Below are 21,590 nucleotides of genomic sequence, written 5' to 3'. Positions count from 1 at the left end.
GAACGCCGGATCGATGCAGTCTTCAAGCCGCTCTGCCATCTCCGGAGCTTGCAAGCCTAGCCAGCAGGTCGCTTGCGACGCGTAGATCCCTCGTCTGGAAACCTTCGGTAAATTCGTCGTAGATCGGCAGCAATAGCTTGCGGGCATCATCCCTTCGCGACCGGGCGCACCAGAGCTTCGCGAGATCATTCGCTGCGCGCAAACGCCATGACAACGCACCGATATCCCGGGCAAGCTCGATCGATTCCATGAGGCTTGCCTCAGCTTCACTTGTCCGACCCTGGGCCTCGAGAATGGACGCATGGACGCGAATGACTTCCGGAAGGCACCAACCTTCGTTCCGCGCTCGGGCGGTATTGACTGCGGTCAGGATTATTGATTCGGCTTCGCCGAGCCGTCCACCACGGGCAAGCGCATCTGCCAGAACACTGAGGTAGTACGGAATCCGCACGAGGTAATTGACATTGCGGAACTCCTCGATCGCTCCCTTAAGGGAATCAATCGTGTCCGACGAAGCGCCGCCTTTCTCGTACGCTAGAGCAGCGCGATAGAAACTGGCAATCGGCCGTCTCGTGGTTAGTCCCTGCCTCTCGACATGTTCGGCGAGCAATTCGACGTATTGATCACATTCCTCGTAACGCCCGCACCAATAGAAAACCGGACATGAGTATGTGAGCGCGTTATTGAGCGAGAGGTGATGGTGGCCCGGACGGGCACGCTCAAAGGCGGCGGCCGCCGTACGGCTGGCAGAGTCCGGCAAGCCCCTCAACCACAGTACCTGAGACAGCGCGCATTCCAACAGAATGACGATGTCGGCCAAGTACCGAACGCTATACGAACGGTTGAAATACCGTATATCGCGCTGCTGGAGGGCTTCGAGCCGCTGCTGGGCGTCTTGAAGACGACCGAGAAAAAGGTCGGCTATGCCCAAGTGAACTTCGCCCTCGGGAAGGATCGAAGGATCATCGGCTGCGGCTACCGAGGCGAATGTCTTGATTGTGCGTATTCCAGAGTCGTACTCACCCGTAAAGAGTTCAAATGCCGCAATCAACATCAGGCAACGATGACGATAGTCGGTGTCGCCAATCCGATTGGCGATCTCCGATGCTCGTCGCAAGGCAGCCATGGCCGCGGGCTTCAGGCCACGCGTGATCATCGTCGAGGCGCCGAGCCACAGCTTGAACTTCATCTCGAATGCCGTCCCGGCGAGTCCCGCGGCATCGAGTTCCTCGACCGCCCGTGAAACATGGACGTGGCATTCCTGGATCAGCGAAAAATGATTCCAGAGCAGAAGGCCTGCGACGGTCAGTCGAATTCGCAGCGACCGATTTGCCTCGTCCCGACCGACCCAGGCCAGCGCAACACGCAGATCGTCGACAACGTGGCGGTAGGCGGCGCCCCATTCGTGGGCTGGACGCTGCGACCACTCGCTTGCTGCCTGCTCCAGCACCGCACATACATATTCCGCATGACGGCTGCGGACCGCCTGATCCTCACCGCTGACCCGCAGGCGCTCCGCGCAATATGCGCGTGTTGTTTCCAAGAGGCGGTAGGTGACCAGGTCGGCATTCGTATCCATCGCCAGCAGCGACTTCGCGGCAAGCTTGGCGAGTGTATCCATTGCCCCAGCGCGCCTTCCGTTCGACACGGCGGCTGCCCCATCGACACTAAAGACCCCCGCGAACACGGAGATTTCACACAGCAATGCGGCCTCATGCTCGGAAAGGAGGCTGTAGCTCCAGTCGAGTGTCGCCAGGAGCGACTGCTGTCTCTGAGGCGCGCCAGGTGGGCCGAGATTGAGGAGGCGGAAACTTTCGTCCAGCATCTGCAGGATGCGTGCCGGCGAGAAGGCGGCCGTTTGTGTTGCGGCGAGCTCGATGGCAAGCGCGTTGCCATCAAGTCGACGGCAGATTTCCGCCACCGCCGGGGCGTCGGCATCAGTTAGCCGATATCCCGACCGCTCGGTTGCGCGCGTGGCAAACAACTCGACCGCGGGAAACTTGCAAGCCTCGTCCGCCGCGGGACTTTCGCTGGGATCGCATTCTAGTCCGCGGATTCGATGTATCCGCTCCGCGCCGCTCAGCCCGAGGGGCTCGCGACTCGTTGTGAGAATGCGCACACCATCGAGGTGGCGCGCAAGCCGATCAACTGCAGTAGCTACGGAAGGAAGTAGGTGCTCGCAATTGTCGAACAGGAGGACCTTTTGCTGCAGCTTCAAAGCATGCAGGACGCTCGACAGCGGGTCCCCGCCCGTTACGCCAAGCCCGAGCGCGTAGGCGATCGCCGCAGGCACGAACTGCGGGTCGCTGATTTTCGCAAGGTCCACGAACGTAGCGCCGTGGGCGCGCCGACGAGCCGCCTCGTGAGCTGCCGCTACAGCGACCGTCGTTTTGCCGACACCGCCGGTCCCCACAATCGATACGATCTTCGATGCATTCATATCGTGCAGAATTGCATCAATGACAGCCGTCCTGCCGAAGATGCGCGCTGTTGCCGTCGGGAGACCTTGACCGCCCGTTGCCGCTCCAGCCGAGATCCCTTCTTCGGCTGCATGGACCTGCGCGATGAATCGATAGCCACGCCCGGTTACAGTCGCGATGTACTTGGCCGACTCGGGCCCATCGCCGAGTGCCCGTCGCAGGGCATTCATGTTGACCTTGAGATTTGCTTCTTCGACAATTGTGTTCGGCCAGACACGCGCGAACAGCTCCTGCTTGCTCACGATTTCGCCGGGCCGCTCGACCAGTGCCGTCAAGATGTCTAGCGCGCGGCCCCCGATCCGGACTGGTACTTCGCCGTTGAGCAGCAATTGGCGTTCGGGAAGAAGGAGAAACGGCCCAAAGCCGAAAGATCGTGCAGTTCGTTCTATTCGGCCCCCCGTCACGAACAGCTCCTTCTAAGGAGATCGGAACAAGTACAGCATGCCAGAAAATAAGGGACGGTCCTCAACGATTCTTGGATCGAGGTTTCTGGATCGATTTTCGCAATATTGTTGCGCAGAAGCCGCCGATGGGCCGATCGCCCGCGGACCTCGGCTCTCCGTCTTTGAGGGAGCATTCAAAGGGAAAAGATGGTGCCCAGGAAAGGATTGCGTAGGCAAATGTAGATCTATTTGAATTTATTAATGAAAATTTTCTGACCAGACAAGTTGTTACACAGTAATGCGACGTGCCCAATTGGGCTTCGGCCGGACATGCACTCCGCCGACCCCACACCATAGGACGTCTTGGTAAGCCTGTGTTAACCAAAAAAGCTGTTTATGGTTACCGATGCATGAATCGGGCAAACGCTCCTATCTCGACCTGTCGAGCGAGGCACAAGCCGCGCTGATCAATGCAGCACGTGACGCTTCGCCTGTGCGTGGCCTGACGCATGGCTATTACAAGTATCCCGCCCGATTCTCCCCCATCTTCGCCAGAGCGGCGATCCAGACTTTTACCAAGCCAGGCGACGTGGTCATGGACCCTCACGTTGGCGGTGGCACGACGATGGTTGAAGCGCTCGCCGCCGGCCGCGAGGGCGTTGGCGTGGACATCAGCACGCTGGCTGAATTTGTCGCATCGGTGAAATGTACGATACTGTCCGAAGCCGAACTGGACACGCTGCATCGCTGGGCCAACAAGCTTGCTCAGCGCGTTGACATACACCGGCCATCGGTGACGTTCGAGGACTACGAAGCCCTCGGCTACTACAAGCACCTCGATGATCCGTCCCGGTGGCGGCTGCGTAAAGCGATTGATCAAGCTCTCGCGTCTGCGGTGAAGCTGCAGAAGCCCCGTATGGTCGCCTTCGGTCGCTGTGTGGTGCTCCGCACAGCTCAGTGGGCGCTCGACGGTCGCAAACAACCACCCCCAGTCGACGACTTCCGCATCTCGCTCATGGAATACGCGGAAGAGATGTTGCGCGGCGCTCGTGAACTCCGTGCTGCCGTGAAAAAGAATGGCCGCCAGTCGATCACGATGCTTCGCCGAAACGCCGCGGGTCTCCAACACGACCCATCGCTCTCCAGTATCCGGGCGCCGCGCCTCGTCGTAACGTCACCACCGTATCCGGGCGTGCACGTCCTCTACCACCGCTGGCAAGTGGATGGCGGCAAGGAAGCCCCGCTGCCGTTCATGATTGCCAACAAACTCGATGGCGCCGGCGGCAGCTACTACACGATGGGAGACCGAAAATATCCTGAACTCGCTACCTATTTCGCCAATATCAAAGCAACGATGTCGTCGGTCGCGGCCATCGCCAACAGGAAGACGGTATTCGTGCAAATGCTGGCTTTCTCGGAAGCGCATTGGCAGCTCCCGAAATATCTCGAAGCAATGGAGCAAGCGGGACTGAAAGAAGTGTTTCTTTCGGACCTCAGGGGCCAAGGCGATGGGCGTCTATGGCGCGAAGTGCCAAGCCGTCGTTGGTATAGTGAACAGCGCGGCGCGACGCCGGGGAGCAAAGAAGTCGTGTTGCTCCACCAGAAGCTTATCCCGTCGCAGCTTCGAGCCCATCAATCTGCTCCCCATCGGATAAGTCTTCCTGTCCGAGCGTCGTCAGCGAAAGCATGAAAGGCGCGAACGCGCGGCACGTCGAGTCGATACGGTCCTCAACCTTCTCCTGCTGCGCATCCGGCGACTGCTCGCCCTTATCCTTGTCCTGAAGCAACAGCGCCAGCCCCACCAACACGTTGCCGTACATGAACTGATTCCGGGCGTTCTCGTCGTCGAGGCGGCGCTGCTTGATCTCATTCAGGAGCGGCGTGTTGTCCATATTGATGCGGAACACCGGGATTTCGTTCTCGGCATCGTCATACTCGGTATCCATCCGCATCGCCGTGTACTCGTCAAAGCCGAACTTTTCCCAGCGGTCGCGGTACACCGGGTCCATCTTCGGCGTGCTGAGCTGACGCGGACGCTCCCGCTCGTCGCCTTGCCTGGTGTCCGGCTTCTTGTCCTTCTTCTTCGTGCCGCCACCCTTGTTGTGCTCTGCCCAGGGGCGCACGGTGACCTCGATCTTGTTCTTGAAGGTCGCGCGCGAGTCCTCGGTGACGGCGACCATCGAAAGCACGTCGCCAACATCGACGCCCTCGGGCAACGTCACCATGACGCTGGCCGATCCGCTGCGGAGATTCGGGCCAACGATGGAAACCTTGTGCTCCTTGCCGGTCTTGTCGATCCACAGGATCGAGAACTTACCGCCCTCGATGCGGCGGCTGAAGTAGTCGTCGCGAGCATCGGTCTCGAACGTCAAGCGCATACGATAGTTGATCGGGCATTCGCGCTTGTGCGGCTCGCCATATGAGGTGCCCTTGACCTTGAAGAAGGTCGGGTACACCTCGCCCTTGAACGGCTTCTCCTCCTGCGTCCCGGTCGGGTTGGCGTTGAACGGTGCCGTGATCCGCTGCCCGAGCTGAAGAAGGGCCGTCAGATTCGGCGAGCTCTTGATCAAATTCTGGAGCTTGTCGGCGAGCGGCTTATCGTCCTTCAGCTTGTCCGACATCAGCTCCTTCTGGCGCTTGTTACGCAGTTGCCGGAGCGTCTCGTCGTTCTTCAGGGTCTGTTCGAGCACGTCGATCAGCTCCACCTTGAAGTCGTTCTCGGTGAGGCGATCACGCGATGGCATGAACAGGTCCTCGCGATTCTCGTCGCCCATCTCGTCGCACTCGACAAACACCATGAGGTCGTCGGCGATGGTCTTCAGCTTCATGGAGTCGCGACGGAAAAAATCCTTCGGCAGCGTGCCCTGCGTCTGACCGTTGCGGACGAACAGCACGCCCTCGCGCTTGCGGTAGCGCGTCAACCCGCCGAGCTTCTTCTTTTTCGTCTCGCCCTCGTCCTCGTCGTCATCATCGCGGGTCGAGCCCGCCTGCTTGAAGGCGTAGACCGTGGCGAACAGCGGTTCCCCGGCCGGCGAGAAAGGGATGCGGATCGGGAAGCCGTCCTCCACGTTGGTCGTGTTGTTGAGGCGGCGGCGCAGGCCGCTCAAAGAAGTCTCACGGCTGCCCGGGTCGAGATACTTGCCCTGCGCGTTCTTGCGGAACTCATAGAGCCGGATCGGGAGCGCGATTTCCGGCAGCAACAGATCCAGGCGGCTCAGGATGCTGCGGCCCCTGATGATATTGGAGCGCTCGCCCAGATACTTGTAGTCATACAGCTTGATCGCGGTGCCGTAGGTGGCCTCGCGGCCGTAGGGGCTCTCCTTGTCGGGGAAAATCTTCATGGTCGGGGCGGAGAACGACAGGATCTCGCCCTTCCGCTCCGGGTGCTCGGTGCCGACGCCGACCGGCGCCAGATAGGACAGGATCGAGTTCTTGCGCCCGCCCTCCGGACGCTCGCGCCGAACCACGGTGAAGCCCCAGTTCTTATCGCCCTCGTCCGGGTCGGAGCCCAGGAGTTTCGGGTTACGGCGGCTGATGACAAACTGCATGTTTTGCTTGCCGCAGAACCGCAGCGCCCCGGTGCCGCCCTGATTGAACTGGCCCTGCACGAAGGGAATGTACATCTTGTTGCTCTTGCTGAGCGACATGATGGTGAGTGGAATCTTGCGGGGCGTTTGGCCCTCGCCGCAGTCCGCGATCGTCAGATTCATGACCGGGCGCGTGCCGGTGCCGCACAGGGTGATGCCCTGCGCGACCTCGCGGATTTTCTCGTCCGACCACTCCTCGATCATGCCTCCGGTAGCCAGCTTCTTGCCGGTACCGCCCTCAAAGAAGCGCGAGACGGCCTCCCGGATGGTCTTGGGGGCATCCGAACCCTTCGGGTCGATACCGTGCTCCAGGCACTCGTTGATGAGGCGGGCATCCACGGAATTAACGATCTTCTCGACCAGAGCGGCCTCGGCAAGGCTCTGCTGGTTGCCACCCTGTCCCCAGTTGTTTTCCAGGTCGCCGTAGTGGCGCCAGAGCTCGGGCTTGTCCCAGTACCCCTGCTCCTTCAGCAGCTCGATAACCTCATCTTCGGTCTCGGCGTGAAGAAGCGCGATACCCAAGTCCCTGATCTGGCCATTCGTCATTCCCATGCCCTCCCCCAACCCTTTGAGATATCAATCCAACTTAAAGTCCACCGACTCTTTGCCGCCGGTCGAGGACATGCGCGACTTGAGCGCATCGACCTCTCTATTGAGCGCCCGGACGATCTTTTGAACGTCCGAATCGTCGAACTGGTAAGCGTTCTTGTTGCCAAGCTTACCGATTATACGGATTGCCTTGATTGCGTTAACCGTCCTACTTTCGGCCAGCTCAACGAACTTTTGACGCTTTGCAGCCTTTGCCGTAGAAGCTTCCTTGTTTGTCTGGTCCAACATCTATCTTCTCCTGCGGCGCACTATAGCGCTTCAATTGCTTGATGTAATTTGCTCTAAATTACACGATCTACAGAGTCCAGAAAAATCTCGCCTACGCAATAGAGATTCGTCTCATCCCAACATCGAACTCGCTCGGCACCTCCCCGCCTGGGACCCGGGGATCACTGCTATTTACCGCCAGAAACCTGCGTTGAAGCGAAGCAGAGTACCCCTTCCCTCGATTTTCTGGTTTGTTGTGGTCCATGAACGAACAAGCCATTCCCGATCTGCCAGATGATCTCGACTACGAGCGCGGGCGCGTTTCCGCCCGCTTCGGCGTTGTGGCGGCGGCCGGATACCAACCTCTGCCCGATGTCCTGCTGTTTCATCAGAGCGAACTGGGCCTAACCAGTGAAGAGCTGAACGTGGCGCTGCATATTCTGGCGCACTGGTACGCCCCGGACCGCCTGCCGTTTCCGAGCGCGAAGACTATCGCGCGGCGCATGGGCGTCGGTGAGCGCACGGTCGAGCGGTATCTGACCTCGCTTCGCAAGAAAGGGTTCTTGGTCAAGTACCGTCATCCCAAGGGCGCGCGGCGGCGCAAAGGTCATGACCTCTCGCCATTGATCGAACGGCTCAAGCCCCTCGCACACCAGCGACTCGAAGAACGTCGGCAGCGCCTGCGCGAGGCCGATAGGATCGGAGGCTAGGGTTCCGTGACCGAGCTGGGCCAATTCGTTTTCAGCGCGTTCGGACTGTCGCTCTCGGCCAACGGATTCGTCGGCATGTGGCTCGCAGTCGTGCCGGTGACGATTTTCGTCATCGCGCTCGCCTATCGCTTGGTGCGCTCGCCCCTCAAAGAGCCGTGAGTATAGATGCGTCCTGACCTCCTGGAAGCGCAGGCCTGCATCGACTGGGTAATGGGCCAACTGCCTGACCTCTCCAAACGCATGGATGAATGGCTTGCACGGGGAGTCACTATTGAAATCAAAGAACTCCCAGACACGAACCTGATCGTCGCGATTGAGAACGAACTGTTGCCGCTCTCGTTTCAGGCTGAGGTCGGCTCATATATAAATTCGATCCGCAGCAGCCTCGATATTCTCGCATCGACGCTGGTGCGGAGGCACAGCATCCCCATAGCCGAAAACCGGGTCTACTTTCCGATCATGGAAAGCAAAGAGAAATTCGAGAAGGGGAAAGACGCCCAGGTATTCATTCAAGGTCTTCCCGCACTGGGGCGACGACTATTCCAAGACCTGAAGCCCTATCAAGGCGGCAACGAGATGCTGTGGATGTTGCATCGTCTCGACAACATGCGGAAGCATCGCCGATTGTTGAATGTCCGGCTCAATCCTATCCATATGTGGATGACCGGCACGCTGGCCGAAGGCGACTTTACTCCGCTCGGTGGCGAAGGGTCGATTCAAGTCGGCGAAGAGACGGTACTAGGACTGTTGCGCAAAGGCGTGCCTACTCCCTCAATCCACACAAGGTTCTATGTGGCAATCGACGAACCAGGCTTTGTGGCAAAGAAGCCGGTTACTGCCGTGCTCGCAAAACTAGCAAGCACCGCAACATTCATTATCAATTTCTTTGACGCCTGATCTCACCCGTTCAACCGCTTTGTCGCACGCTCCACCTCCAGCCCCATGAGGAAGAAGAGCGTGTTGAGAAAGCCGAACTGATAACTAAAATAGGAAGCAGACACTGGCGACTATTCGTCAAGGGTAGCACACGTGAGACGCCACCTCGTGGCGGCGGCTGCCGACTTACCCCCGTGGCCTCTCTCCGATTTCTGAGCAGCCGTTCAGCACCACGTTCAAGACATCGCGAGAGCACCGTGCATCATCGCACCCACAAGAACGCTTCATTTCCGCTCGCTATCTGAGTCGTTTTGACTCACGCGCTCCCTCTTGCGCCGCGATTCCCGAAAAAAATAGAAGGACTACGCCGGTCGTCCAATTCTTTTTGGGCCGGTCAAGCGGGAGCGGAAGCATGAAACGCAGGTTTGTCTTGTACTACAGGGTGTCAACGACGCGGCAGGGGCGCTCGGGTCTAGGGCTGGATGCACAGAAGGCGGCCGTCGCGAACTACCTTGGCGACGACCGTGTGGCCGTGGTCGGGGAGTTCACCGAAATCGAAAGCGGTCGACGCGACGATAGGCCAGCACTGGACCAAGCCCTCACCGCTGCGAGGGTTCACAAGGCAGCTCTCGTGGTGGCCAAGGTTGATCGCCTCACGAGGTCAGTGGGCTTCCTATTGCGGCTACTAGAAGCGGGGGTGGACGTGCGCTTCGCTGACCTCCCCGCCATAGAGGGTCCCACCGGACGCTTCATGCTTCAGCAGATGGCGGCAGTTGCAGAGCTAGAGGCCGGCCTGATCTCTGCCCGCACGAAGGCAGCCCTGGCGGCAGCAAAGGCTAGAGGGCAACGTCTAGGCGGGTATCGAGGAGGATGCTTCTCCAAGAGGGCGAGGAGACTGAGCAAGGAGACGCTATCCACGAACGCGGACAGGCGAGCATACGACCTAGCCCCTCTTCTAGCCTCCCTCAGGAGCGAAGGGATTACAACACCTACGGAGATTGCCCGTGCTCTCACAGCACGAGGCATACCAACTGCGAGAGGAGCACCGCACTGGTCAGCACCTCAGGTCATGCTCATAGAGGCGCGACTGGCAAAACTGCAACAACAGTAGATCAGTTGGCCCGCGCCTCTCGTAAAATGAATCTGCGTTACTAAGTATTTTCAGGGGGTATCAATTTTGGAAAAAGGAAATGTCTGGCGGCCATACAGCACTGCCTCTAGTGCGAGTTTACATCTCAGTATTCAAACGGAATTCGAAGGCGTGTTACGGCATCTGCATCAAGTGGTTCGGGCACGACGTCTTCGCTTCAGGTTGGTTCGGCGATCAAAGGGTCAATGCCCAAATGATTGCGCTGGACTGCGCTCTGTCAGCCATCGAACTGTCGGGCGTCGATGTTCAGGTCCACGCCATCTTTCGGAGTGAGTACATCCTTCAACGCCTATCGATGGCAACGACCCGGAAAATAGCCGAGCAACACGGCATTACATCGCGGCCGATGGTCGAAGATAAGGAGCGCTGGCAGGACGTCGCGATCAGGGCGCAAGAAGCGGGCGTTAAAATCAACATGGCTCTCTCGAAGGAGGATCAAGCGGAACTGAATGCCATCCACCGAAAGGTCGAAGACCGCTTCTACACAGATCGGGAGTTTCGCTACTCATTAAGCCCCCTTGAACCAACCATTGAGCTTCCGGATGTGCAGTCAGGATCGGGCCAGTGAGGACCGTGACAGATAAGCGATTGAGCTATGGCGTCAAACGGGCTCGGCGTAAAAGCGCACTGAAGGAAAGCATCCGACTGGGGCCGCTCGCAGCATCAGCCAAGTGCGCCATTCCCGGCTGCGGGCGCCCGACCATGAAGGCGGCCCGCGAAGGCCTCGCTCCATTCCACTGCCGACGCCACGTTGAGCACCGGCAGCGTCATGGGTCCTACTGGCGGCCGAGCTTCAAGGCTTCCGAGTTGCGGCCTTTGATCACGGCAGCGACGGCATATGTCGGCCTTCGGGCAGCTAACGATAGGTTCATCGCTGCCGCGATTGCGGACATGGGACGGGCTCTAGAGGACGCTGGCCCGGTTGAAATCGTGACGCGCCTAAAAGGCATGTCCGCCACAAAGCGCGCCAAAATCGGACTGGCGAGGCTCCGTGTTAAAGGCGTGCCTCCGCAGCGGATTGTCTCCATCGTCCTCGCCGTCGCCGCCCTCATCAAGGCCGATGCCACAGCGCCCCGCGCAAAGGAGTTTCGGACGGTGCAAATCTGCAAGGCGGTCCACCGTCTGGCCTCTGGCACGCATCGTGTGTGGACCCTGGAAGACCATCAGGGCAGGAAGCGGCAAATCGAAATGCACGCCTTCCCCAAGTCCACCGGGCGGGTTCTGCGTGAGATGGGGCGGATGCTGGAGGAGCCCTGCGAATGGGTCGTCATCGAGAAGCATGTCGCCGGCGTCCTAGCCCACCGGGAGCGTTATGGGCGGCCCCGTTCGGCCGGCTGATTCACCTCCGCAACAGTTCGCGAGCCGCAACATTCGCGTGAGCGATCTGGTCGGAGTGAAGCAGTGCGTGCATATCGAGGGTTCGAGCGGGTCATTTTGAACACGTGCCTCAAGCTCCCATGACTCAATCACCCCACATAATGTGGTTCGATCCGCTGCTCCGGACCAAGACAGCCGAGCTTCGCTATGCGGTCCAACGTTTGCGCGATGCACTGCTGCACCACGAGTCCGCGAGCGGTGCGAGGAAGCGAGCCCGGAAGGAAGCGGACAAGGAGAAGTTCGGGCTAGCCGTTGAAGCGTTGGCCTGCAACTTGATCCTGCTCAGCGCAATTGAGTCCCGTCCCAAGCTCGCGGTGCCCCGGTCGCACGGCTTTCTTTGGCGGGGCGATGGCGGCACCAACCCCGTATACGGCCAGCACTTCCTGTCCGCGCTAGACGGGCTTGCATCGCTTGGCCTGATCGAAGAGGAGCGAAGGGGATATAGGCTGTCCGCAAGAATGCGGCTGCCGTCGCTCATTCGGCCAAGCGGGGCGCTCGCTCAGCATCTTCCACTAACGCCACCTGATTGGCGAAGCATCAAGCAAGTCAACGACAGCGCTCTGATCATCTTGAAGGAAGGCAAGGATGACCACGGGCGTGCGGCCACGATTGCCTTCCCGGAGACAGCCAAGACGCGTCAGCTTGCGGGACAGATGCGGCGCATCAATGAGGTTCTGGGCAGCGCCGACATCGAGGTGATCGGTCAAGACACCGGCCTCTCTTTAGGGAGGGATGGCCAAGTCATCGCGCCCTATCGTCGCTCTCTTCGACGCATCTTCAACAACGCCAACTGGCAGCACGGGGGTCGCCTCGCTGGCGGCTTCTGGATGGGCATGGAGCGAACCGAGCGGTTTGAGCGCATCCGCATTGATGGCGGACAGAGGATCGCTGATGTCGACTACAGGCAACTTTTCCCACGCCTCGCATACGTGAGGGCGGACAAACCGCAGCCGGATGGTGACATCTATGACGTGGTGGGGGATGGCTCCGGGCGAGAGGGCTGGAAAACCCTGTTGAACGCGGTTTTATTCGCGGATGGCCCGTTGCGTAATTGGCCGGAGAGCACGCTTCAACATTTCCCCTCGGGCCTTAAGCTCCGTAAGGCAATAGAGATGCTAACCGCGCGCCACGCACCCATCGCTCATTTGTTCGGGACCCGGTTAGGCTTTCAGTTGCTTCGGATCGAAAGCGACATGCTGATCGGGATCATCACACATCTCGCGAGCCTCGGGGTCACCGCCCTGCCGCTCCACGACGCCGTGCTTGTCGCTGAATCAAAGGCCAACGTTGCTGCCGACGCAATGCAGGCCGCTTTCAGTATGGCGACGGGATCTTCCTGCGCGATTGTCTCCATAGAATTTTGTCCACGATAACAGTCGCTTAGACCCGAAATCGGCCTTACGCCTCCGCTAATGGAGGAGGAACATAGAGGGGGGAGGAACCTCAGAGGGGGATAGAACTTAGAGGTCATATCGGGGGGCTCTCAAACGGGTGCCTTCAAGTTAGGAGGTGACATCACCCCTCCTCCACAGTCCTCCCCTAGTGCGGCCTCTAAGTGTCGCACTTCACCAACCCTGAAGGGTCACCTCCAAGCTCGGGTGAGTGACCACCACCCCTCCTACATGACCCCTCAAAGGACAGCCCCTAAAACTAAGTCTTCGGTCTCCTCCATAGGGCTAAATTAAATGTGCGGACCAAGGCGTTCTCAATTCATCCTCTGACGCAGCTTCCTAATGATCTCGCGGAGGTCATCAGCATACTCCTCGATGATGCGTCGAGCCTCCTCCAAGCGCGTCGGCTTGGGCGTCGGACGTTTCTCGGGCTCGGGCTCATCCATGCCTAAGACTTGGTAAGAGGACGACAGTAGTCATTGCGCTAAATCAACGGTCCTCTTCAAAGCCAAATTGAGGTCCGGTGCTAAAAGTGACCTGCCTGACACACCGGACGAGATTCGGGACTAACCCAGGGTCCTCTTCTGGGGCACCAGTAAGCGATCAGGGGTCGTCTTCAGGGCACGGGCCAACCGGGCAGGACGATGATGGTGCAGTTGCGGGTGCCCCTCTCTGCACATAGGCCAGAGAGGCAATGTCGGCAGGGTTTAGGTTACCTGTCCTTTTCGGCACGATTCCTCAAGTGAGGACTGTCGTGCAATACCACGTTCAGCAGGGAATTATGGACCTCCAGTGATCCGTTGTATTTGATGAACCCAAGCTTGCGGAACTTGTTCATGAACATGCTGACGCGCGACCTTGTGGTCCCGACCATCTCCGCGAGTGTCTCTTGGCTTATCTTCGCTATGACCGGCTCGGGCTTACTCTCCTTCCCGAAGTTGGCCATCAGGAGGAGCACCCTCGCCAAACGCTTTTCACTGGAATTAAAAAGTTGGTCGACCAAGTCCTCCTCGACTCGGGCGTTTCTCGACAAGAGGTGAGCCATGAACATCTCAGAGAACTTCGGCTCGTCATGAAGCACACGCACGATAGCTGCCTTTTCGAGCCGCATGATGACGCACTCCGTCACCGTCACGACCGTCGCCACCCGCAGCGGATGCCCATTTAGGCAGCTCTCACCGAAGAAGTCCCCATTTCCGTGGAGCGCGACGACCGCCTCCTTGCCCTGCTCGGAGACGACGCAGACCTTGACCTTGCCCTCCTGAATGTAGAAGACCGCATCACCGGGGTCTCCCTGAGAGAAGACCTTCCGATTCTTCCGATAGTTTGAAACGGTCCTCCCCGAGGCCACGGTGTGGAGGAACTCCTGGACGTCGAAGGGCTGCTTCTTCGTTGCCTTGGCCACGCTTCCCGCCTTTAATTATCAACTGGCTTACATTCTAGGGCAAACCGAACATCAGGAAAACCCGGCCGGATGTCAGTGGCAGTGTAGTGGCACGTTTCGCCGGCGGCCAAGTGAGCACTAAAGCTCAGACTTCGACTCCAAATGTGCGCAGTCTCGTTCGTTATGGAGATGCCGAACCAAGGCGTCCCAGTAACAGAGGAGCTGAATTATGGGTGTCATCCTTCCGTTCGTATCAGCCGGCGCATTCGAGCCCAACGATATTGAGGCGATGTCCCTAGCTTGTGAGGAAGTTTGCGATTATCTTCATGTCAATGGCGACGCACGGGCTCGTGAGACCATCGCTGCGAGGGTCATCGAGCTAGCCCAACGCGGCGAACGTTGCCCCTCGGTGTTACGTGACCAGGTGCTTGCGGAAGCGAACGCCGGGCCCGGACGATGGCTGATAAGACTCGGAGTCGGCGAGGCGATTCCCGCTAACGATGACCTCAGGCTGTCCGCCTCTGGTCCTAGGCCGAAGAATACTTGAGCCCGAGATAATCTCTCTCGCCGGCAAATCCGACGTCGAGCCACATTGCCTCGACCGCCGCTTATCGCCCGAATGCGACGGATCTATCCTAATCTCGTTCTTCATTAACTTTTCGAGGGTGATCAAGATTGACCATATATCTGGTGCCGCACATGACAGATTGCATTGATCATCGCGTGGCCATTGGTATCTATCGGTGATGAGAACGCCATAAGCGCTCCCGCCTCCTTCTCCGGAAAGGAGTTCGCGCCATGCAGCTAAGACGCCGCATCAAGCAAACCACATCCCTTGAAGAACGCCTTACCGAACAAGCGCTGCGCTTGCGCGATGAAGCCAAATCGCTTCCACTTGGTATCGAGCGGGAGCGGGCGATCCGCAAAGCCCGGCAAGCCGAGACCGGCGCACACATCAGCGAATGGCTAAACTCGCCCGGGCTACAATCGCCAAAGTGAGCGTCGTAGCAGGAGGCAGTCTGGACTGTGCCGATGGGATGTCAAAGCAGGATGTTGCTCGGTTCCGCGCTCAAGCCGACGAGTGCCGTCAGCTGGCGAGCAGGCGGTTAACCCGCTGGACAAAGAGGCGTGGTTGCGCTGGCCGGCGAGTGGATCAAGCTCGCACAGAATGCCGAAGGTGATCGCCGCCGAGAGTAAGGCCACATCAATTGGTGCCTCTTTCCATCCGCGTGTCAGATACCGCTTCTGGCCTTAAAGACCTTGCAGGACCGAAGGGTTTTGTCGGCTAACGGTGGCTTAGGCGACGTCGAGTGCCGGGAACCTCGCAATAGCATTCGCCTTAGCCTTGATGGTCACGTCTCCGTAGCCCTCCGAGACACTGCGCGGCGCATGCCCCTGTATGGCGTCCAGCACGCGCATCTCGACGCCTTGATCAATGCCCACCGTCTTGAAGCGATGGCGCCAGCCGTGGCTAGGATCAACGTTCTTGTCCTTCACCACCTCGCGAACAAACTCATTGACCTTATTTCGCACCGTCTTCACCGCGTTGCGCACCCCTAGCTCACCGGCCTTGGGATCGATGAACAGATAGCCGCCCTTCGACTTCTCATAGAACTCCAAGAAGCCTTCCTCGGTGATCTGCCGATGGAGCACGACATCACGCGCCTCATCAGTCTTCACCGGCCCCGCCTCAGGCGTGACATGCAGCACCCAGAGCTTGCCTTCGCGCCGCAGGTCCTCCTTGCGAATTTGGATCATCTCGCCCACGCGGGCACCCGTGAAAGCACATAGCCACGGCACCCACCGCTTTGCCGCCGCCAGCTTCGGGGCCTCCCGGCCCGGCACGAACTCGCGAGCGTGCCTCAGGATGGCGATAGCCTCCGAATCGTAGAACCCCTTGGGCCGGAGCTTGCGCGGCTTGCCGACCTTGATGGTGATCCCTTCGGCCGGATTGCTGGGCAGCCTACGATTGACCACCGCCCACCCGAACAGTGTCTTCAGGCCCGCGAGATCGCTGTCCTTCACGGTCTTCGGGCTAACGCCGCTCTGCACGCGATAATCCTTGAAGCAAACGATGTCCTCCGGTGTCACTCGGCTCGCGGTGTCATGCTTCAGGAATGTCACAAGACGCGCCATCGAGTTGCGATAGCTCTCATAGGTGCTCTGCTTGCGGCCCGCCCGCTTGGCTTCCTTCCACCAGTCCTCGACCAATCCGGTGAGGGAGTTCTGGAAGGCCCCTCGCTTTTGCTTCTCCTTCAGTGCCTCTTCAGGCACCTGCCATTCGGGGAAGCGGACCGCCTTTGGGTCCGGCGCATAGTCCCCTCCCGCATTGCGCTGGCGGCTCAAGAAGGCATCCCGCAACGCCATCCAAAAAGCGACCAGCAACATGGCGCGCGTTTCGCTGTCCACGTGGCGAATGCCCTTGGTCAGCAAGAGACGGTCCACGATAGGGCCAAGTGGCTTCTCCAAGTGCTTGAGGTCGCCATCCTTGCCGACCTTCTCCCACATCGCCACGACGGCCGCCCATTGAGCTTCCTGCTCGTCCTGGTCGTCGGTGTCTGGCGCCCAGCCAACTCCGGGCGTGTGCACCATGGCGACACTCCGGGCGCGGCTCTCGCTGTCCGCCCAAACGCGATAGAGGTCGCCCGCCAAGGCCGTTGCCTGCCGGTGTGTGAGATGCACAGGGGCATCATTGCGGAGCGCCGCCCAGACGGATTCCAGATAGGCCGCCGCGAGCGCCTGACGGGTCTTGATTTCGCTGGGGTCCGTGGTGCGAAGGGAGAACCGGACGGCCTGAGCGCCCTCGCGAAGCGTCACGAAAACGAAACTGTCACCGAGCGGAATCGCCAGTTCGAAACCGACTGCTTTGCGTCGGACATCAGCCGGAATGCGCTGCACGAAAAGAGGAAAGCGAGACCCGTCCCGGCGCATCGGCCGAACAACCCTGAACAGCAATGTTACACCCCATTGTTACACAGTTGGGGCCAACGCAACACTCTGAAAGGGCTTATCTATCTGGATTTGTTTGCGATCCAGAAAAGCATGGTGCCCAGGAAAGGACTCGAACCTTCACGGCCGTTAAGCCACTGGCACCTGAAGCCAGCGCGTCTACCAATTCCACCACCTGGGCATGCCGTTTGGGGCACGGAGGCGGTTACTACGGTTCGGTGACGCCGTTGTCAATTCATGCGTGAGGCCGGGGTCGGGATGCCGATTGCGCATCGCAAACCGGCCCGATACAAGCCTGACACGACACACTCTTTTCCGCAGGAACGGCTCCCATGGCATCGAATCTGGACACGCTCGTCACGGTTTTCGGCGGATCGGGGTTTTTGGGCCGCAGCGTCGTCCGCGCCCTGTGCAAGCGGGATTACCGGGTCCGGGTCGCGGTGCGGCGGCCGGAACTTGCCGGATACCTCCAGCCGCTCGGCCGGGTCGGGCAGGTCCACAATGTGCAGGCGAATCTGCGCTATCCGGCCTCGGTCGAGGCGGCGCTGCGTGATTCGCATGTCGTGATCAACCTCGTCGGCGTCCTCACCGAGAGCGGCGCGCAGACGTTTGACGCCGTCCAGGCCAAGGGCGCCGAGACCGTTGCCAAGGCGGCCGCCGCCGCCGGGGCCCAGCTGGTGCATGTCTCGGCGATCGGGGCCGATGCGCAATCGCCCTCGCGCTATGCCAGGGCCAAGGCGGCCGGCGAAGCGGCGGTCCTGGCTGCGGTTCCCGCCGCCACGATCTTCCGCCCCTCCGTGATGTTCGGCCCCGAGGACCAGTTCACCAACCGCTTTGCCGCACTGGCCCGGATGTCGCCGGTGCTGCCCCTGATCGGCGGGGAGACCAAGATGCAGCCGGTCTATGTCGGCGACGTCGCCAGTGCGATCGCGGATGCTGCCGACGGCAAGGCCAAGGCGGGCGCCACGTACGAGCTCGGCGGGCCGGAGGTGCTGACCATGCGCGAGATCATCGAGGCGATCCTCGAAATCACCGACCGCAAGCGCATGCTGGTGCCGCTGTCGTTCGGCCTCGCCCGCTTTCAGGCCAACTTCCTGCAATTCGCGCCGGGCGCCTTCAAGCTGACGCCGGACCAGGTCACGCTGCTCGAGCGCGACAATATCGTGTCGGAGGCGGCGAAGGCCGCCGGGCTGACGCTGGAAGGCCTCGGCATCACGCCCGATTCGCTGGAAGCGATCGCCCCGCAATATCTCTGGCGCTTCCGCGCCGCCGGTCAGTTCCAGCGCATGAGCGTGTGAGGGTTTTGCTAGCCTTCGCCGCAGCGGCAGTGCGCGCCCTCGCCCCGTTCTTACGGGGAGAGGGTTGGGGTGAGGGGCCTCTCTCCACGCATGAGATGGCCGAGGGACCTGTACCCCCTCACCCGGATTGCTTCGCAATCCGACCTCTCCCCGCAAGCGGGGCGAGGTAAAACAGTGCGCTCCGCGACTTTCAAAACTTCAGCTTCTTGAACACCGCCTCCGGCAGCGTCTTGATGAACAGCATCACGAGGCGCCATTTGGCGCTGACATAGACGATGTCGGTCTTGCTCTCGACGGCGCGAAGGATCGCATCGCCGACGACGGGGGCCTCGACGGTGAGCGGGCCGATCAGCTTCATGCCTTCGGTCATCCTGGTGCGGACGAAGCCGGGCTTGACCGTGACGACGTGAACGCCGCCCCGGCTGGCGCGGGCGCGCAGCCCGGACAGGAAGGCGGAGAAGCCGGCCTTCGCCGAGCCATAGACATAGTTCGAGGCGCGGCCGCGATCGCCGGCAACCGAGGACACGCCGACCAGCGTGCCGCTGCCGCGGCTTAAGAACTTTTCCGCGAACAGGCCGAGGATCAGCGCCGGGCCCTCGTAGTTGGAGCGCATGATCGCGGTGGCGTGGGCGAGATCGCTCTCTGCCTGTTGCTGTACCCCGAGCAGGCCGACGATCGAGATGACGACATCGGGCAGCGCGGGAAGGCCGGCGACGAAGCCTTCGAACGAGGCGGTGTCGAGCACGTCGAACCTGTGGAGACCGATCTCGACATTGTAGCGCGCGCGCAGATCGGCGGCGTCAGGCTCCAGCGCGGCGACGCCGCGGCCGGCGAGCCCCACATCGTATCCCGCTTTGGCAAAGGCGCGCGCCGCGGCGCGGCCGATGTCGGATGAGCCACCCAGGACCAGTACAGACTTGCGCGACGTCACGGCCTAGACCTCATCAAACAGACGTTGTGAAAGCTTGGAGCGGATGTTGCCGGCGGGATCGAGCGATTTGCGGATCGCGTTGAAGCGCGACAGCGCGGGATAGCCGGCATTGAGCGTCGCGCGCGACTGGCGCGCATCCTTGGCGAGATAGAGCCGCCCGCCGGCCGCGACGACGAGACGATCGATCTCGTCGAGAAAATTCAGGATGTCGCCCCGCACAGGGAAATCCAGCGCCAGCGTGTAGCCGGGCAGCGGAAACGACAGGATGCCGTCGCCCTCTCCGAGCTTCTTCAGCACCGCGAGGAAGGAGGCATCGCCGCGCCGCGCGACCCGATCGAGGATCTCGCCGAGCACGTCGCGCGCGGCGTTTTCAGGGATCACGCATTGATGCTGCAGGAAGCCGCGCTTGCCATAGATGCGATTCCAGTCCGCAATGCTGTCGAGCGGAAAGAAATAAGGATAGAGCGAGACCACATGGCTGCGACCGGCGCGGCGCGCGCCCATGCGGTAATACAGCTCGTTGAAGGCGCGAATGCTGAAGCGGTTCAGCGTCATCGAGGGCAAATCGATGGGGACGCCGAGACCGGGATCCTTGCCGGCGGGAAACGCGGCGGCACCGGCGGGAAGCTCGTCCTTGCCGGCGTGCTCGCCGAGATAGATCAGCGAGCGGCCGAGGTCCTTGCCGCGCGCGGCACAATCGATCCAGGCCACCGAATAGGTCGCGGCATCGCCTGCATCGAGCGCGCGCATCGCCGCATCGAGATCGGATGCCGAGATCACGCGCTCGCGGATCCATCCGGTTTCGGCCTTGCGCAGCCGCATCGTCGCCTCGAGCATCATTCCGGTCAGGCCCATGCCGCCGATGGTCGCAAAGAACGCGTCGGAGTTCTGCTCGCGCGAGGCTTCGATCACCTCGCCCTCGCCCGTGCGCAGCAGGATGCTGTCGACGTAACGGCCGAAGCCGCCTTCGCAATGATGGTTCTTGCCGTGCACGTCGGCGGCGATGGCGCCGCCGATCGTCACGAACCGCGTGCCGGGCAGCACGAAGGGCAGAAAACCGCGCGGGCCAAAAGCGTCGATCAGGTCCGAGAGCTGCACGCCGGCCTCGAGGCGGATGCAGCCGGTCGCCGGATCGAACCACCTGATGCGGTCGAAGCCCGTCATCGCGACGGTCCTGGCGACCCCGATCGCGGCATCGCCATAGGCGCGGCCATTGCCGCGCGCCACGGTGCCGGACACCATGGCTTCAGCTACGGCCTCCAAGGACCGCGGCCGCAGCACGTGGCTATCGACGACCGGGAAACGGCCCCAGCCGCTGACGAGGGTCATGGTTCAGCTCCTGTGCCGGGCGCACCGCCCTGCATTCCGAAACTGAGTACCGATCAAAAGCTTATATTGCGTTGAAGGCGTAGCAAGACCTTAACGCCTACCGGCCCAGGGCCAGCGCGATCAGGCCGAGGGTGCCGACGATGACGCGCCACCAGGCGAACAGCACGAAGCCGTGGCGGGTGACGTAGGTCAGGAACGTCTTCACGACGATGATCGCGGTGATGAACGAGACCACGAAGCCGATCGCGACGATGTTCATGTGATCCATCGTCATCTCGGCGCGGTTCTTGTAGAAATCGTAGGCGAACGCGCCGATCATGGTGGGGATGGCGAGGAAGAACGAGAACTCCGCCGCCGCGCGCTTGTCGGCGCCGAGCAGCATCGCCGCGACGATGCTGGCGCCGGAGCGCGACACGCCTGGGATCATCGCCACGCACTGCGCGATGCCGATATAGAGATACATCAAGAGCGGAAACTTGGTGGCGTCATGCTCGCGCGGCTTGAGATCGAGCTTGTCGACCCAGAGCAGGATGGCGCCGCCGACGATCAGCGTGAAGCAGACGACCCACGGATTGAACAGCAGGGTCTTGATGTATTTGCCGGCGACGAGACCGACGATCACGGCCGGCAGGAACGCCACCAGCACGCCGATCACGAAGCGGCGCGCATAGGCATCGCCCGTGAACAGGCCGATCACGACATCCCAGAGCTTCCTGAAGTAGAGCCCCACGATCGCGAGGATCGCGCCCAGCTGGATCAGGACCGTAAACGAATCCCAGAACGCACCTTCGCCGAGATGGAAGAAGCGCTCCGCGAGCAGGAGGTGGCCGGTCGAGGATACGGGAAGGAACTCGGTCACACCCTCGATGATGCCGAGGATCACTGCCCGTATTGCATCTGACATATTTACGATCCATTTCGGCTGGAAA

General features: G+C 60.6%; 18 protein-coding genes and 1 tRNA gene. 10 read left to right on the top strand and 9 right to left on the bottom strand.

Annotation, left to right across the window (positions count from 1 at the left end; all coding sequences use genetic code 11):
• Nucleotides 1-22: 22 nt before the first annotated feature.
• On the bottom strand, nt 23-2,884 hold the full coding sequence (locus tag XI05_RS34950; protein WP_271510353.1) for an ATP-binding protein: 2,862 nt from the start codon (nt 2,882-2,884) through the stop codon (nt 23-25).
• Between the two features lie 385 nt (nt 2,885-3,269).
• Between XI05_RS34950 and XI05_RS34945 the strand changes: the two genes are divergently transcribed.
• Nucleotides 3,270-4,553: a DNA methyltransferase gene (locus XI05_RS34945; protein WP_271510352.1), complete on the top strand. Its 1,284-nt coding sequence runs from the start codon at nt 3,270-3,272 to the stop codon at nt 4,551-4,553.
• Here the strand turns inward: XI05_RS34945 and XI05_RS34940 are convergent.
• Entirely contained in the window at nt 4,471-6,996 is a 2,526-nt protein-coding gene (locus tag XI05_RS34940) for a hypothetical protein (protein ID WP_271510351.1), read from the bottom strand. The genes XI05_RS34945 and XI05_RS34940 overlap by 83 nt on opposite strands.
• A gap of 30 nt (nt 6,997-7,026) precedes the next feature.
• Complete coding sequence (locus XI05_RS34935; RefSeq protein ID WP_271510350.1) at nt 7,027-7,287, bottom strand: hypothetical protein; 261 nt, start codon at nt 7,285-7,287, stop codon at nt 7,027-7,029.
• Between the two features lie 242 nt (nt 7,288-7,529).
• Here XI05_RS34935 and XI05_RS34930 point away from each other — a divergent pair, with 242 nt between their 5' ends.
• From XI05_RS34930 to XI05_RS34900, 7 genes are all read left to right on the top strand, one after another.
• Nucleotides 7,530-7,976 (top strand): helix-turn-helix domain-containing protein, encoded by a 447-nt coding sequence (locus XI05_RS34930; RefSeq protein ID WP_271510349.1) that lies wholly within the window; start codon nt 7,530-7,532, stop codon nt 7,974-7,976.
• A gap of 6 nt (nt 7,977-7,982) precedes the next feature.
• Entirely contained in the window at nt 7,983-8,135 is a 153-nt protein-coding gene (locus XI05_RS34925; RefSeq protein ID WP_271510348.1) for a hypothetical protein, read from the top strand.
• 6 nt (nt 8,136-8,141) lie between these two features.
• Nucleotides 8,142-8,873: a hypothetical protein gene (locus XI05_RS34920; RefSeq protein ID WP_271510347.1), complete on the top strand. Its 732-nt coding sequence runs from the start codon at nt 8,142-8,144 to the stop codon at nt 8,871-8,873.
• A gap of 391 nt (nt 8,874-9,264) precedes the next feature.
• Nucleotides 9,265-9,963: a recombinase family protein gene (locus XI05_RS34915; RefSeq protein ID WP_271510346.1), complete on the top strand. Its 699-nt coding sequence runs from the start codon at nt 9,265-9,267 to the stop codon at nt 9,961-9,963.
• A 79-nt stretch (nt 9,964-10,042) separates the two neighbouring features.
• Complete coding sequence (locus tag XI05_RS34910; RefSeq protein WP_271510345.1) at nt 10,043-10,570, top strand: hypothetical protein; 528 nt, start codon at nt 10,043-10,045, stop codon at nt 10,568-10,570.
• A 20-nt stretch (nt 10,571-10,590) separates the two neighbouring features.
• Entirely contained in the window at nt 10,591-11,340 is a 750-nt protein-coding gene (locus tag XI05_RS34905) for a hypothetical protein (RefSeq protein WP_271510344.1), read from the top strand.
• A gap of 140 nt (nt 11,341-11,480) precedes the next feature.
• Complete coding sequence (locus XI05_RS34900) at nt 11,481-12,752, top strand: hypothetical protein (protein WP_271510343.1); 1,272 nt, start codon at nt 11,481-11,483, stop codon at nt 12,750-12,752.
• Nucleotides 12,753-13,482: 730 nt separating this feature from the next.
• Here XI05_RS34900 and XI05_RS34895 read toward each other — a convergent pair.
• Nucleotides 13,483-14,175, bottom strand: coding sequence for a Crp/Fnr family transcriptional regulator (locus XI05_RS34895; RefSeq protein ID WP_038948614.1), 693 nt, complete (start codon nt 14,173-14,175; stop codon nt 13,483-13,485).
• A gap of 777 nt (nt 14,176-14,952) precedes the next feature.
• Here XI05_RS34895 and XI05_RS34890 point away from each other — a divergent pair.
• On the top strand, nt 14,953-15,153 hold the full coding sequence (locus XI05_RS34890; protein ID WP_271510342.1) for a hypothetical protein: 201 nt from the start codon (nt 14,953-14,955) through the stop codon (nt 15,151-15,153).
• Nucleotides 15,154-15,450: 297 nt separating this feature from the next.
• Here the strand turns inward: XI05_RS34890 and XI05_RS34885 are convergent, their stop codons facing one another.
• Entirely contained in the window at nt 15,451-17,109 is a 1,659-nt protein-coding gene (locus tag XI05_RS34885; protein ID WP_271510341.1) for a tyrosine-type recombinase/integrase, read from the bottom strand.
• A gap of 88 nt (nt 17,110-17,197) precedes the next feature.
• Nucleotides 17,198-17,284, bottom strand: a tRNA-Leu gene (locus XI05_RS34880).
• Nucleotides 17,285-17,435: 151 nt separating this feature from the next.
• On the opposite strand from XI05_RS34880, the gene XI05_RS34875 reads away from it, so the two are divergent.
• A complete protein-coding gene (locus tag XI05_RS34875; protein ID WP_271510340.1) occupies nt 17,436-18,401 on the top strand; it encodes a complex I NDUFA9 subunit family protein in 966 nt (321 codons plus the stop codon).
• A gap of 190 nt (nt 18,402-18,591) precedes the next feature.
• Here XI05_RS34875 and XI05_RS34870 read toward each other — a convergent pair whose 3' ends face one another.
• The 3 genes from XI05_RS34870 to XI05_RS34860 form a co-directional block, all read right to left on the bottom strand.
• Nucleotides 18,592-19,332: an SDR family oxidoreductase gene (locus XI05_RS34870; RefSeq protein ID WP_271510339.1), complete on the bottom strand. Its 741-nt coding sequence runs from the start codon at nt 19,330-19,332 to the stop codon at nt 18,592-18,594.
• A 3-nt stretch (nt 19,333-19,335) separates the two neighbouring features.
• Nucleotides 19,336-20,661 (bottom strand): FAD-binding protein, encoded by a 1,326-nt coding sequence (locus XI05_RS34865; RefSeq protein WP_271510338.1) that lies wholly within the window; start codon nt 20,659-20,661, stop codon nt 19,336-19,338.
• A gap of 97 nt (nt 20,662-20,758) precedes the next feature.
• Entirely contained in the window at nt 20,759-21,565 is an 807-nt protein-coding gene (locus XI05_RS34860; protein WP_172789490.1) for an undecaprenyl-diphosphate phosphatase, read from the bottom strand.
• Nucleotides 21,566-21,590: the final 25 nt, after the last annotated feature.

It is taken from the genome of Bradyrhizobium sp. CCBAU 11357 (genome assembly GCF_028128865.1).
Lineage (GTDB): Bacteria > Pseudomonadota > Alphaproteobacteria > Rhizobiales > Xanthobacteraceae > Bradyrhizobium.
This window is presented reverse-complemented; position numbering and strand designations above follow the sequence as displayed.